At 53.4% G+C, this 14227-nt stretch carries 12 protein-coding genes; 4 read left to right on the top strand and 8 right to left on the bottom strand.

The window, feature by feature from the left end; translation table 11 throughout:
* The first annotated feature begins 123 nt into the window (after positions 1-123).
* On the top strand, positions 124-1494 hold the full coding sequence (gene xseA / locus J1781_RS16245) for an exodeoxyribonuclease VII large subunit (RefSeq protein ID WP_129952154.1): 1371 nt from the start codon (positions 124-126) through the stop codon (positions 1492-1494).
* A gap of 103 nt (positions 1495-1597) precedes the next feature.
* Here the strand turns inward: xseA and J1781_RS16240 are convergent, their stop codons facing one another.
* Together J1781_RS16240 and J1781_RS16235 are read right to left on the bottom strand one after the other, a co-directional pair.
* The gene (locus tag J1781_RS16240) at positions 1598-3961 is read right to left on the bottom strand and encodes a glycoside hydrolase family 31 protein (RefSeq protein WP_217233886.1); all 2364 of its coding nucleotides are present in this window, start codon (positions 3959-3961) and stop codon (positions 1598-1600) included.
* Positions 3958-5271 carry an MFS transporter gene (locus tag J1781_RS16235; RefSeq protein ID WP_129955136.1) on the bottom strand — a complete coding sequence of 438 codons (1314 nt, stop codon included), beginning with the start codon at positions 5269-5271 and terminating at the stop codon, positions 3958-3960. Before J1781_RS16235 ends, J1781_RS16240 begins: the two co-directional genes overlap by 4 nt.
* A gap of 214 nt (positions 5272-5485) precedes the next feature.
* Here J1781_RS16235 and J1781_RS16230 point away from each other — a divergent pair, with 214 nt between their 5' ends.
* The 3 genes from J1781_RS16230 to J1781_RS16220 all read left to right on the top strand — a co-directional run bounded on the left by J1781_RS16230 (position 5486) and on the right by J1781_RS16220 (position 8083).
* Positions 5486-6568: a LacI family DNA-binding transcriptional regulator gene (locus J1781_RS16230; protein WP_129955135.1), complete on the top strand. Its 1083-nt coding sequence runs from the start codon at positions 5486-5488 to the stop codon at positions 6566-6568.
* Positions 6569-6703: 135 nt separating this feature from the next.
* On the top strand, positions 6704-7738 hold the full coding sequence (locus J1781_RS16225; RefSeq protein ID WP_129955134.1) for a M4 family metallopeptidase: 1035 nt from the start codon (positions 6704-6706) through the stop codon (positions 7736-7738).
* Positions 7739-8083: a protealysin inhibitor emfourin gene (locus J1781_RS16220; protein WP_217220807.1), complete on the top strand. Its 345-nt coding sequence runs from the start codon at positions 7739-7741 to the stop codon at positions 8081-8083.
* Here J1781_RS16220 and J1781_RS16215 read toward each other — a convergent pair.
* From J1781_RS16215 to hisS, 6 genes are all read right to left on the bottom strand, one after another.
* Entirely contained in the window at positions 8068-8298 is a 231-nt protein-coding gene (locus J1781_RS16215) for a zinc ribbon domain-containing protein (RefSeq protein WP_129955132.1), read from the bottom strand. The two genes, J1781_RS16220 and J1781_RS16215, sit on opposite strands and share 16 nt — an antisense overlap.
* 12 nt (positions 8299-8310) lie before the next feature.
* Positions 8311-9267: an AEC family transporter gene (locus J1781_RS16210; RefSeq protein WP_129955131.1), complete on the bottom strand. Its 957-nt coding sequence runs from the start codon at positions 9265-9267 to the stop codon at positions 8311-8313.
* Positions 9268-9336: 69 nt separating this feature from the next.
* Positions 9337-10821 carry a ribosome biogenesis GTPase Der gene (gene der / locus J1781_RS16205; RefSeq protein ID WP_129955130.1) on the bottom strand — a complete coding sequence of 495 codons (1485 nt, stop codon included), beginning with the start codon at positions 10819-10821 and terminating at the stop codon, positions 9337-9339.
* Between the two features lie 223 nt (positions 10822-11044).
* Positions 11045-12226: an outer membrane protein assembly factor BamB gene (gene bamB / locus J1781_RS16200; RefSeq protein ID WP_129955129.1), complete on the bottom strand. Its 1182-nt coding sequence runs from the start codon at positions 12224-12226 to the stop codon at positions 11045-11047.
* Between the two features lie 11 nt (positions 12227-12237).
* Complete coding sequence (locus tag J1781_RS16195; RefSeq protein WP_129955128.1) at positions 12238-12858, bottom strand: YfgM family protein; 621 nt, start codon at positions 12856-12858, stop codon at positions 12238-12240.
* Between the two features lie 13 nt (positions 12859-12871).
* Entirely contained in the window at positions 12872-14146 is a 1275-nt protein-coding gene (gene hisS, locus J1781_RS16190; RefSeq protein ID WP_217233885.1) for a histidine--tRNA ligase, read from the bottom strand.
* Positions 14147-14227 lie beyond the last annotated feature (81 nt).

The following is a 14227-nucleotide window of genomic DNA, read 5'->3' as shown; positions in this document are numbered from 1 at the left end:
AGCGGGAGTATACAGGTGAGTAGGCATTTCGACCAGAACTATTTCAAAAACTTCTTGATTACCTTTTGCGGGCATGTAGTATCGTTCGATTAAGTCTCTGTATTTGAATTTGATCTGGATCACATGCCACTACCTTCTTCGCCTCCTATTTTTACCGTAAGCCGCCTCAATCAGACGGTCCGACAGTTGCTGGAAAACGAAATGGGTCAGGTCTGGCTCTCCGGTGAAATCTCAAACTTCTCACAGCCTTCCTCTGGCCACTGGTATTTTACGCTCAAAGATGACCGCGCTCAGGTCAAATGTGCCATGTTCCGTAATACCAACCGCCGCACCACATTCCGTCCGCAAAATGGTCAGCAGGTTTTGGTTCGTGCGACCATCACGTTGTACGAACCGCGCGGCGATTATCAGCTGATTGCCGAAAGTATGCAGGAAGCAGGCGACGGTTTATTGCAGCAAAAATTCGATCTGCTGAAACAGCAACTGGCCACCGAAGGTTTGTTTGATGCGCAGTATAAACAACCGCTGCCCTCCCCGGCCAAATGCGTCGGTGTGATCACCTCCGCCAGCGGTGCCGCATTGCACGACGTCTTAAATGTCTTAAAGCGTCGCGACCCGTCGTTACCCGTCATTATTTATCCGACCGCCGTTCAGGGCGCCGATGCCCCGGCGCAAATCGTCCGCGCCATTCAACTGGCTAACGCCCGCGAGGAAGTGGATGTGCTGATTGTCGGACGCGGTGGCGGTTCGCTGGAAGATTTATGGAGCTTTAACGATGAGCGCGTGGCACGGGCGATTTTCGCCAGCCGCATTCCCATCGTCAGCGCCGTTGGCCATGAAACCGACGTCACCATTGCCGATTTTGTTGCGGATTTACGCGCGCCGACACCGTCTGCCGCCGCCGAACTGATCAGCCGGAATCAGCTGGAATTGCTGCGCCAGATCCAGTCGCAGCAGCAGCGTCTCGAAATGGCGATGGATTATTATCTCGCCCAACTGACGCAGCGCTTCACGCGCCTGAATCACCGTCTGCAACAGCAGCACCCGCATTTACGTCTGGCCCGCCAGCAGACGGCGCTGTTCAGGCTGCGCCGTCGTCTCGATGAAGCCATGCAAAATCAGCTGCGTCAGATGCTGCGTCGCACCGACCGTTTACAGCAGCGCCTGACGCAACAGCAACCTCAGCCGCGCATTCACCGTGCCCAGCAACGGGTTCAGCAACTTCAGTACCGGCTGCAACAGGCGATGTCTTCACAACTGGCGGAAAGCCGTCAGCGTTTCGGCACTGCCTGTACGCAACTGGAAGGCGTCAGCCCGCTGGCGACCCTGGCACGTGGCTACAGTGTGACCACCACACCACAGGGCGCATTGCTGAAGAAAACCACACAAACAGCACCGGGCGATACGCTGAAAACCCGTCTGGCCGATGGCTGGATTGAAAGTGAAGTGAAATCGGTTGTGGTGGAAAAGAAAGCGCGGAAACGTGCGGTTTAGCCCGGAGTTGAGTTTAAAACCTTCTCCCGGCCTCCCCCGTCGCAGGGGGAGGCGCTAAAAACCCATCTGCCGCCTCCCTTTTGCAGGGAGGAGATTGAAAAGCTTACAGATTATAGCTATTTGTCTTCACACCATTGACCCACACTTCACGCGCTTCGCCTTGCGGCAGCACGATATCTAGGGTTTTCCACGCCGGTTTGAAATCACCGCGCTGCGTCAGCGTGATGTCGATTCGCTGATTGTCACTGACGATATCCCAGTTCAGCCACAGCGCATGATTCTGCTCCCAGCGATGGCTTTCGCCGTCATCTTCAAACAGCATGCCTGACGAGGTCGCCTGACCCGGTGCCGGATACACATGTAATTCACGCAGCGTATCTCTGCTGGCATCCACATGTGCCAGACGGCGGGATTGTGGCAATGCAGCACCGGCGCGCACCAGCAGCGGCAAACGATCCAGCGGCGCATCCAGCGTGATTGTCTGCCCGCCCGCAAACCATTCGCCAGTATAAAAATCGCACCAGCCATTGCCGTTATCCGGCAGATAAACCTGGCGTTCACGCTGTCCTTCATCAATCACACTGGCGACCAGCAAATCGCGTCCCATCAGGAAATCATCGGTTTCTGCGAAGGTATTTTTATCATGCTCATGATCGAGGAATGTCGGGCGCAGCATCGGCTCGTCATCCGCGTGAGCCTGCCACAGCAATGTATAGAAATACGGCAGAAGGCGATAACGCAGACGGATGGCATCGCGGATAAGCGGCGTCACCTGCGGATACATCCACGGCTCATTTACGGTGTGATCATCATTCCAGGAATGAATGGTGAAACGCGGATGCATGACGCCGTTTTGCACCCAGCGAACAAACAGTTCCGCATCCGGCTTATCACCCGAAAATCCGCCCACATCGTGCCCGACGTTATACAAACCGGACAAACTCATGCCAATCCCCATACGGGTGTTGTAACGCAGCGTTTGCCAGCTGGTGCGGTTATCGCCACTCCACGTCTGCACATAGCGCTGCATGCCGGAACATCCGGAACGGGAAATCAGGTAAGGGCGGGTTTCCGGCGCAAATTTCTGCTGTGCTTCAAAAGACGCACGCATCATGAGCAGCGGCATCACCGGACGAATGTGTTTAATAGCAATAGCCTTGCCGAAACCGTAGCAACGGGCATCACTGTCCCAGACTTCATATTCGTTATTATCGTTCCAGGTCGAACCGATGCCCTTTTCAAGTAACTGCTGCGTCACACCTTTCTGCCACCAGCGCACGGCACCAGGATGAGTGAAGTCGAGATGCGACCCTTCGTCATCCCAGAAGACAGAACGCTCCGGCTGATCGTTTTCGCTGTCGCGGATAAACAACCCCTGCCCGGCAACCTGTTCGTATTGCGGGTGATCCTGCAACAGACAAGGTTTAATATTGGCCGCCAGACGAATACCGGCGTCGAGAAACGCTTTCGACATCACTTCCGGCTGCGGTACTTTGTCGTAATTCCAGTTGAAAACGTAACGCTTATTGCCAATCGAGGTGTAACCCGATGAAAGCTGGAAGGAGTCACAGGGGATCTCGTGCTGCTGGCACAACGTGATGAACTTCATCAGCTGTTGCTGGGCATCCGGCGCATCGGTGTAATACATGGTCGAGCCGCTGTAACCGAGACTCCATTTCGGGCCAAAGGTGGTTTTACCGGTCAGGCGCACCAGTTTTTTGGTCACGTCGAGAGATGTCGGGCCGACAAACAGGTAGTAATCCAGATCGCCCGCTTCCGCACTGAAACGGCGATAAGGCAGATGGTAATTATCCAGTTCATTGCCGAGATCAAGCCAGACATTGCTGAGATTGTCGTAAAAAACGCCAAAGCTGACATTATTGCGCCGCGTCAGGGTAAACGGAATATGCTTGTACAGCGGATCGGTGCTGGCGGCGTTGTAGCCCATGGCATCAAGATTGCGCATTTCAAAACGACGGCCGCTGCGGTTGAGGTCACCGGCTTTTTCGCCAAGTCCGTACACGCCATCCTGCGCCTCGCGCAGCTGATAGTGTGCCGACGCGTCGTTTTTCACGCCAAGCATATAGGCGCCGGTTTTACGATCTTTCACCAGCGGCAACCAGACACCGGCCTCATTTTTATACTCCCACTCCAGCCATAGCGGCTGATGCACCGTGACGCGCAGCGCCTCAGTGGTCAATATCAGGCGTTCTTCGTCCTGTACGAGCTGATAACCCGGCAACGAAAAACCATCGTTGCTCAGGCGGTTGCGCCCTTCCCACGGCACATCATTTTGTGGTGCGATGCTCCAGGTACGATCCAGCGCCAACGCGCCGTTACGCCGGATGAATATGCGAATCAGCCCCTGTTCCAGCACCCGCAGAGAAAACAGATGCTGGCCATCAACACGCAGATCCACACCTGCATCGTCCTGCCCGGCCAGCTCCCAGTGTTTTAACGTCTTCATACTCCCTCCCTTTTTGCCGGATTGCGGCGTTCAGCGATCAGGGCAATCAGGAAAACTGCGCCGATCAAATCAAAGAAACCCATCGCGATAAACAGCGGATTGAAACCCATTTTGTCGGCAACCGCGCCGATCAGCAGTGAAAACAGAAAGCTGGCGATCCACGCCGAAGAACCGCGCATACCGTTGACGGTTGCCACCTGGCTTTTATCGAATGTTTCTACCACCACTGCGCTCAACATGCAGGAAATAACCTGATGGCCGAAGCCGCCGATGGAGATCAGCGCAATGGCGGCGTACGGGCTTTGTGTGACCGCCACCAGCGCCAGGGACAGCATCATAAATGCACCGGTGACGGAGCTGGCGACGATGGAATTAATGCGGGTGCAGCCAAAGACTTTGCGGTACAGCGTAGTGAGATATCCGCTGGCAATACTGCCGAGGTCGGCGGCGAGAAACGGCAGCCACGCGAACATCACGATATGTTTTAAATCCATCCCGCGTTCATTAGCCAGATACAGAGGTACCCAGAAACTGAACACCGCCCAAGCCGGTTCCGCCAGAAATGCCGGGATAGCAATACCGTAGAATTTCTTGTTTTTGCAGACTATTTTCAGTGATTTAATAAACGGCAGACGCGTTTGCTGTGGTTCGTTATCGGAGCGGATCAGCGCCAGTTCATCTTTACTGAGGTTCGGATGCGTTTCGGGTGAATGGTAGAACTTCCACCACAACAACACCCATAACATCGACAGGATGCCGCAGAACAGGAATGCACCACGCCAGCCGAACGAGATATGTGCAACCAGAATAATCGGCGGTGCCAGCATGGCACCAATCGAGAAGCCGACGCCGGCCCAACCGGCGGCGACCGGACGCTCTTTACGCGGGAACCAGTCGGAAATGGCTTTGGCATTAGCAGGCGTCGCCGCAGCTTCCGCACTCCCCATAAAGAAGCGCAGAACCGCCAGCTGGATCCAACTGCCCGCACCGGCGTGCAGCATACACACCACCGCCCAGACTGAGGCGCAAATCAGGAAGCCCAGCTTCAGGCCAATCACATCAATCAGCCAGCCGCACAATGGCTGAAAAAGGGTGTACGCCGCCTGAAATGCCGCGACGATGTAAGAATATTGTTCGGTGGTCATGTTCAGGCTGGTTTTCAGTTCAGCCGCCAGTAATCCCAGAGAATTTCGGGTGACGTAGTTCACTGTCACGCCGAGCAGGAACAGCGCCAGCATCCACCAGCGTAAAGCTTTTATTTTTCGGCGTCCTGCAACCGCCGCTGTCCCGGTGTTTATTTGAATTGTCATATCGGTTCTCCCACCCGTCGGCCTGGCCGCAGATGATGTGTTATGTGAGGTACATCTGCAGAGTAGGCAGCCGGTTCTGTGAGGGAAACGTGATTTTTTGCAAAAGCTTTCACGCTATAACTGCATAAGGAATTCAGGGAGGATAAAAGCTCACGGGAATCACAGCTTCAGATATGAAAATTTTTGCATGGGCCATTTTGAAGGAGATCACAGTTTGAAAGGAAAGTTAAATATCCAGCAAATTGCCGACCAGACCGGATTGTCGATCAGTACCGTTTCACGGGTTTTAGCCGGAAAAAATAATACCAGCAGCAAGGCGCGCGACAGCGTACTGGAATGTGCCAGGGCGCAGGGCGTTTTCGACGGCCTTTCGACCGGCAGGCTGATGCTGAACAATATTTTAATTTTCGCCCCGGCCCGGGCCTTTGATGTGCGCAGCGATATTTTTTACTACAAGGTGATCCAGGGCATTCTGGCTGCCACCGCCCGTCACGAAGTACGTGTCCGCTACTGCGCGATAGAAGAAGAAAACGCCGACGCCGCGCTGTTCATTGCCAAAATGACCGATCCGCAGACCGAAGCCGTCTTGCTGGTCGGCATCGACGATCCGCATATTCATCAGCTTGCGGCCGACATGGGCAAACCATGTGTACTGATCAACTGCCATGACCGGCATATGCGCCATGACAGCGTCAGTCCTGATCATCTGACGATGGGCGATTTTGCCTGCGACTACCTTTTTTCTCAGGGCCACACTCATATCGTGACCGTGCAATGCCTGCGTCGTCATACCATGGAACTGCGGCTCACCGGTATTAAACAGGCATTCACGCGCCATCATCAGGTTTTCAGTGACCGCCACCATTTGCTCAATACGTCAGGTTTTGGGGCGCAGGAAAGCGAACAGGCGCTGCTGGAATTTCTGGATGCCTTGCCGCCCGGCCAGCCGCTGCCGACAGCCATCCTGGCCGGCGGGGATTTTATGGCATCCGGTGTGGTTGCTGCGCTGGCAAAGCGCGGTTTTTCCGTGCCGGGTGATATCAGCGTTATCAGTACTGACGGGTTCAATCTGGCAGAAATTCATGACGTGCCGTTGACCGCGGTGCATGTGCCGCGCGATGAACTCGGTGCCGAAGCGATCTCCTTATTACAAAGGCGCATGATGCGCCCCGATGCGCCTTATACCACGCAGCTGTTGCAGGGAAAACTGGTGGTGCGTGAATCTGTCAGAAAAGCCAGCGGACGCGCCGTGACCTGTCATCCGCATACGTTGTATGACCCGCAGCCGGACAGATAAATCTCATCTTTAACGGACCTGGCGCTCAGCAGTCCTATACTGACGGTGACGGCTATTCATTAACCAGCTTTCAGTATCAGGCAGTCAGAACACCTTGTTTTCACCTTCGGGTGACTCTTGATAAGGAGATTCACGATGAATCACAGTTCAGCAAAGCGTTACCACAGCGTTATCCCGCCTTACATACTTAACCGTATTATCGAACACGGTTCAGAACCCCAGCGCAGATGTGCCAAACAAACCCTGGTACATGTGAATACGTTAATGGCACAGCCTTACGCCAAACCGCAGAAGATCGTGACAGCCAAAGCGGGTCAGGTAGAACGCGATATTTATGACGCCAAAAATACCACCCGGCTGCCGGGCGAATCCGTGCGCAAGGAAGGCCAGGCCAGTAACGGCGATGTGGCGGTGGATGAAGCCTATGATTATCTGGGCGTGACGTATGATTTCTTCTGGCAGGCGTATCAGCGTAATTCCCTCGACAATAAAGGTCTGGCACTGCTCGGCACCGTGCATTATGACAAAGGCTATCAAAACGCTTTCTGGAACGGACAGCAGATGGTATTTGGTGACGGTGATGGCGAAATCTTTAACCGCTTTACGATTGCTATCGACGTTGTCGGGCATGAGCTTTCCCATGGTGTTACCGAAACGGAAGCCGGTCTGGAATATAACGGCCAGTCCGGCGCGCTGAATGAATCACTCTCGGATGTGTTTGGCTCGCTGGTGAAACAATTCCACCTGAAACAAACCGCTGATAAAGCCGACTGGATTATTGGTGAAGGATTGCTGGCAAAAGGCATTCAGGGGACCGGCCTGCGCTCAATGTCTCATCCCGGCACTGCTTACGATGATCCGCTGCTGGGTAAAGATCCGCAACCGGCGGACATGAGCGGTTATGTGAATACCCGCGACGATAATGGCGGTGTGCATATTAACTCAGGCATACCTAACCGGGCATTTTATCTGGCGGCGACTAAACTGGGCGGGAATGCATGGGAACGTGCAGGTTACGTCTGGTATGACACGGTCTGTGATAAATCCCTGCCCAAAAATGCAGACTTTGCCACCTTCGCCCAACTGACTATTCAGCATGCGGAAAAACGATTTGACGCCTCCGTTGCACAAGCGGTTCGTGAAGCCTGGGAGCAGGTCGGAGTGATGTAAATGAAACCTTTAGATTCGCTGGAAAGTAATGCGGTGATTGAAATTTACCGCGAAGGCGGTATTGCGTTTATCCCCAAACTCAGCGGGCCGCGACGGGTTGAACTTTCAGGCATGAGCGATGATAAGCGGCGGGAAATCTGCCAGCTCATCAATCAGGCACTGCCCCATGCTCAGGAAAAAGAAAACGCCGGTCATGGAGACCAGCGTTATTTCCGGCTGGAGATTTATTATGCATCGGCAGAGCATTCAGCCAGTCTGGTTGTCATTATTCCTGAAACCGAAGCGCCCGAGGAACTGGTGAACCTATGGAAAGAGGCTCACCCTGACGATCACTCTTCCGAATAAGGCGAATACGTAAACTGTATCCGTTTTTTAGAAATCATCCCGTGCCCGTTTTGGCAGAAGTAATCTACCGCTCCGCAGGCTTTAAGCGCCTGCAACGGCTGCTGGCAATCTGGGCATAATGCGATTTGCGTAAAGTCGCCATGGTCAGCGTCACAATGAAAGTGACCGCTTACCCAGCTCATCGGCTGGCCGCAAACCGGACAAAGTGCATCCATCGTCTTTCCCTTCTAAATAACACCCAGCGTCCGCAGTAAATACAGACCCAGTGCGGTAGTGAAAAATGATCCGAGCGTGGTGACAGCAATAATATTAGCTGCCAGTGTCGCATTGCCGCCCATCGCGCGGGTCATCACGTAGCTGCCCGCTGCGGTCGGTGTACAGGAAAAAAGAAATATAACGCCGAGCGCCGCGCCGCGAAAGCCAAACAACCCTGCCCCGAGGGTCATCAGCGCGGGCACAAATATGACACGTGACGCAGAAGACCAGGCTGCCACGTTAGAACTGCGGAACATCGCCTGCCAGTCAAGGCTGGCACCGGCGCATAACATGGCCAGCGGCAGCGCCATACCTGAAATAAAGTCACCGGTGCTGGCAATGGTCGCCGGCATAGGTAAATGGCTGTGCTTAAACGCCAGCCCGAGGACCAGACCAATAATCAGCGGATTGGTGATAATGCCGCGCAAGATAGGCTTCATCCCGATGCTTTTCCCCTGCCCGCCTTTCAGGCTGCGGGTTAATGTAATCACCGACAGGACGTTGAACAAAATAACCGTCACAGCCAGATACATCGAGCCCAGCGCAATCCCTTCACTGCCAAAGGCCAGTGATGCATAAGCCAGCCCCGCGATACCGGTATTTGCCCGGAAGCCCCCCTGCACAAAAATGCCGCGCTCACGCGGGTCTTTCACCAGTTTTATCGCCACCAGTTCCAGCAACAGATAAGAAACTACGGTACCGATTCCCCCGTAAAGGGCGAGCGGCAGGTTTGAGCCTGAGGAATCATGCCCTTGTGCTACGCTGAAAAACAGCAGGCAGGGTAAGGCGATATTAAACACCAGCCGGCTGGCTTTCTCGTTGAAACTGTCGTCCATCAGGCCGGTGCGGCGCAGCACCATGCCCAGCAACAAGATCAGTAGGTTTGGGACCGTAACACCAAATGCAAAACTCCAGGTCTGCCAGAACATCCAGCCAGCTCCTTGCAGGGAAACGAAGACGAAAAAAAAGGGGCACATTCTATGCGCCCCGCCTGCAGATTATTTACTTTTTTTCAGGTGTGACATCAGGCGTTTACGTTTGCGCAGCTGATTTGGTGTCAGCGTATTACGCTTGCCTTCAAACGGGTTCTCACCCTCTTTGAACTGAATACGGATTGGCGTACCCATCACTTTCAGTGAACGACGGAAATAGTTCATCAGATAGCGTTTATAGGAATCGGCCAGGTCTTTCACCTGATTACCGTGGATCACCACGATTGGCGGGTTATACCCCCCGGCATGGGCATATTTCAGCTTCACGCGGCGACCATTCACCAGCGGTGGCTGATGATCGTCAGCCGCCATTTGCATGATACGGGTCAGTAAGGAAGTGCTCACACGCGTGGTCGCGCAGGTGTACGCCTCATTCACAGACTCGAAAAGGTTACCGACGCCGCTGCCGTGCAGGGCAGAGATAAAGTGAATGCGGGCGAAATCAACGAAGCCAAGGCGCAGATCCAGCTGATCTTTAACCTGAGCACGCGCTTCTTCGCTCATGCCATCCCACTTGTTGACCACAATAACCAGTGAGCGCCCGCTATTGAGGATAAAGCCTAACAGCGAGAGATCCTGATCAGAAATGCCTTCGCGGGCATCAATAACCAACATCACCACATTGGCATCTTCAATCGCCTGCAGGGTTTTGATTACTGAAAATTTCTCTACAGTTTCAGTGACTTTTCCGCGCTTACGTACACCGGCAGTGTCGATCAGAACATATTCACGGTCGTCGCGGTTCATCGGGATGTAAATACTGTCGCGGGTGGTGCCTGGCATGTCATAAACCACCACGCGTTCTTCACCCAAAATACGGTTAGTCAGTGTGGATTTACCTACGTTGGGACGCCCGACAATCGCCAGTTTGATGGGCAGAGACTGCGGGTCGAAATCATCTTCTTCGTCCTCAGGGATTTCATCACCGGTGGCTTCCTGTTCGGCCCAGTACGCCGCGTTGGCCTCTTCTTCGGTCAGTTCCACTTCTTCCGGCTTTTCACCCACGAACGGGATCAGCACATGTTCAATCAGCTGGGTGACGCCACGGCCATGTGAAGCCGCGATAGCATACACCTCGCCTAAACCGAGTGAATAAAAATCACCGGTTGCGCTGTCCGGATCCAGGCCGTCGGTTTTGTTCGCGACCAGGAAGGTCGCTTTTTCACGGCTGCGAAGATGTTGGGCAATGCCCTGATCGGCAGGCATCAGGCCTGCACGGGCATCGACCATAAACAGCACGATATCCGCTTCTTCGATAGCCAGCAGAGACTGCCCTGCCATGCGGGTTTCAACGCCGTCTTCCGTACCGTCAATACCGCCGGTATCTACGATGATGAATTCATTACCCTCAATTTCGGCACGACCATACTTGCGGTCACGCGTAAGCCCCGGGAAATCCGCAACCAGCGCATCACGCGTCTTGGTTAAACGGTTAAATAAAGTGGATTTACCCACATTCGGGCGCCCAACAAGCGCAACGACAGGTATCATTTTGAAGCCTCAATGTTTTTATGATGCATAGTATATATGGTGCTAAACGCAAATAGCTGGCCTGCGAAATCTCAATGCAAACCACTATAATTCAAACTGTTACGGCCTGATTCATCAGCCGTGATTACGCATATTTTATAATACGAAACGGCCCCTGAGCCATTCAGGAGCCGTTTTAAAGCCCGGGATCATCCGATCTCAGAGCCCGATGCCGGTCGCGGTATTAGCGGGTGAAGGAGTAAACTTCGCCACCTTTCGCTTGTACAACCAGCTTGTCGCTTGCCACAATCGGCGCGCTCAGGAAGCCGTCACTGTCGACTTTCTGCTGAGCAACAAAGCGGCCATCAGTGGTGTTGATCCAGTGCAGATAGCCCTCGGAATCGCCGACCACAATATAACCATTATACAGCACAGGTGCCGTCAGGTTACGGTGCAGCAATTCACTTTGACGCCATACGCTGACACCACCCTGAGTATCAAGCGCCATCACGCGGTCATCCTGATCAACCATATAAATATGGCCTGCGTCGACGATGATGTCATTCACAGAACCGACATCACGCTTCCACATAATCTGACCAGAACGCAGATCCATCGCCACCAGATTGCCATTGTATGCCAGCGTATAAATCACGCCATCAACAATAACCGGCGTGGTGTCCACATCGCTCAGACGGTCGATTTCAGTCGTACCGGTGGTCTGAGAAATACGTTGTTGCCAGATCAGCTGACCTTCTTTCATCAGCACGGCACTGACGCGGCCATTATCACCACCGACGATTGCCGCACCAAAGGCCACCGCAGGCGCTGATTCGCCACGCAGAGAAAGTGTTGGCATATCGAGGTTAGCGGTCCATTGAATGGTACCGTCGGATTCGTTCAGCCCCTGCAACATACCGTTGCCGGTGTGAACCAGAACCAGACCATCACTGACAACAGGACGGGACAATGCTTCACCCGCCACTTTGGTCTGCCAGGCGATTTTACCATCAGTTGTGTTCAATGCATAAACGATCGCTTTTTCACTGCCCACGTAAACGTGATCACCTGAAACTGTCAGGCCGCCTGAAAGCTGTGCTGAAATATTGCGGGAGAGGAAGCCGGTCTTTTCAGACAGATTCACGCTCCATTTTTCTTTACCACTGTCAGCGTCAAGTGCTTTAACCAGACCAAAACGATCAGCGGCAAAAATAGTGCTGTCCTGCCAGGCCGGACGCAGATTGGAATAGAATTCGCCAATGCCATCGCCTACGGATTTGCTCCACACTTGCGTCGGAGTAAATTGGTTCTCAACTTTTGGCAGCGGAGACATTTTGACCACGTCTTCTTCGCTGTTAAACAATGAACAGCCACTTAGCAGGGCAACAGAAACCCATCCTACCAAGAGTGTTTTACGCAATTGCATCGGGGTTCCCCTTAGCTGGCTAAGTTGTTCAATTTCATACGCAGCATGGTTTGCAGCGTTTGAGAGGGTTTAGAATCAATTCCTTTGCTGTAGGCTTCGCGCGCACCTTTTGCATCACCTTTGGCAAGCAGAACATCACCACGGATGCCTTGCTGCATAGCCGTCCAGCCTTCACCCTTCACGCCGTCTAACGTTTTGAGTGCATCATCAAATTTGCCTTGCTGCATCTGGACACGCGCCAGACGTAAGTTCACCAGCGAACGTAAATTATCTTCTTTGGCCTGACCTTGCGCCTGCGCTAATTGCTTTTCAGCATTGGCGAAATCACGGGTTTCGACAAAATGATCAGCCAGTTGCAGGGCGGCAAATACGCCGTAATTATTGTCATTGCTCTGCGCAAATTTTTCGAGATCAGCTACGCCTTTCGCGTTATTGCTGGTCAGCAACTGATTCGCTTGCTGGAAAGACGCAGAGGCTTCCGTCAGGGCTGAGTCCTGATGGCTCTGCCAGAAACGCCAGCCGCCAAGGGCTGCAATACCCAGAACAACGCCAATGGCCAGCGCTTTACCGTTTTCCGCAAAGAAGCGACGTACAGCATCAACCTGTTCATTCTCAGTGGTATAGACTTCCACAGTGTCCTTCTCCTTAACCCAACATCGAAGCCAGGCGCGCGACGATTTCGCTTTGCGCCAGCGTTTCTTGCGTTCCACTCTGCAGATCTTTAACGACGATCTGCTGGTTAGCGACTTCAGTTTCGCCTAATACCAGGGCCACACGCGCACCCCATTTATCAGCACGGGCAAACTGTTTCTTAAAGTTGCCGCCACCGTAGTTAGTCATGACTTTCAGCTCAGGCATTGCATCACGCAGTGTTTCAGCCAGTTGCATCGCTGCGCTTTGCGTGCCGGTACCGGATGAGATCACGTAGGCATCAACGATCGCCGGCGCTTTGAAGTCCGGGTTTACGGCCTGAACCAGTAAAACCAGACGTTCCAGCCCCATGGCGAAACCGACACCCGGTGTTGCACGACCACCGAGTTGTTCAACCAGACCGTCGTACCGGCCACCGGCACATACCGTACCTTGAGAGCCTAAGCTGTTGGTTACCCACTCGAACACGGTGCGGTTGTAATAATCCAGACCGCGCACAAGGCGCTGATTAATCGTATATGGGATACCAGACTGCTCTAAAAGTTCACACAGACCTGCAAAGTGTTCTCTTGATTCTTCATCAAGATAATCACCCAGTTCAGGCGCATCATTTAATAATGTCTGAATATCCGGATTTTTGGAGTCAAGTACACGCAGCGGATTGCTATACATACGACGTTTACAGTCTTCATCCAGCGTGTCTTTGTGCTGCTCAAGGAAAGCGACCAGCGCGTCACGATAGTTCGCGCGTGCCTCCAGCGAGCCGATAGAGTTCAGTTCCAGCGTAACGTGCTCAGAAATCCCCAGTGCGCGCCACCAGCGGGCGGTCAGCAGAATTAATTCGGCATCAATGTCAGGTCCTTGCAGGCCAAAGACCTCCACACCCAACTGATTGAACTGGCGATAGCGGCCTTTTTGCGGGCGTTCGTAACGGAACATTGGGCCGATGTACCACAGACGTTGTTCCTGATTGTACAGCAGACCATGTTCAATACCGGCGCGCACGCAGCCTGCCGTACCTTCCGGACGCAGCGTCAGGCTTTCGCCGTTGCGGTCGTCAAAGGTATACATTTCTTTTTCCACGACATCAGTGACTTCACCGATAGCGCGTTTAAACAATGGGGTCTGCTCTACAATCGGCATACGAATTTCGCTATAGCCGTAACTGCCGAGCACTTGTTTCAGCGATCCTTCAATACGTTGCCACAGTGCTGTGTCTTCTGGCAGGTAGTCGTTCATGCCGCGAATGGCCTGGATATTCTTTGCCACGTCAGTTCTCTATCGTTTTATAAAAAATGAACCCGATTATAGGGGCTTTGTGGCCTGTGGTTCAACGCACAACGCCATTGC

The sequence above is a fragment of the Rahnella perminowiae genome (assembly GCF_019049695.1).
In the GTDB taxonomy this organism is placed as follows: Bacteria; Pseudomonadota; Gammaproteobacteria; order Enterobacterales; family Enterobacteriaceae; genus Rahnella; species Rahnella perminowiae.
Note: the sequence above shows the minus strand (reverse complement) of the source record. Positions and strands in the feature narration are given on the sequence as shown.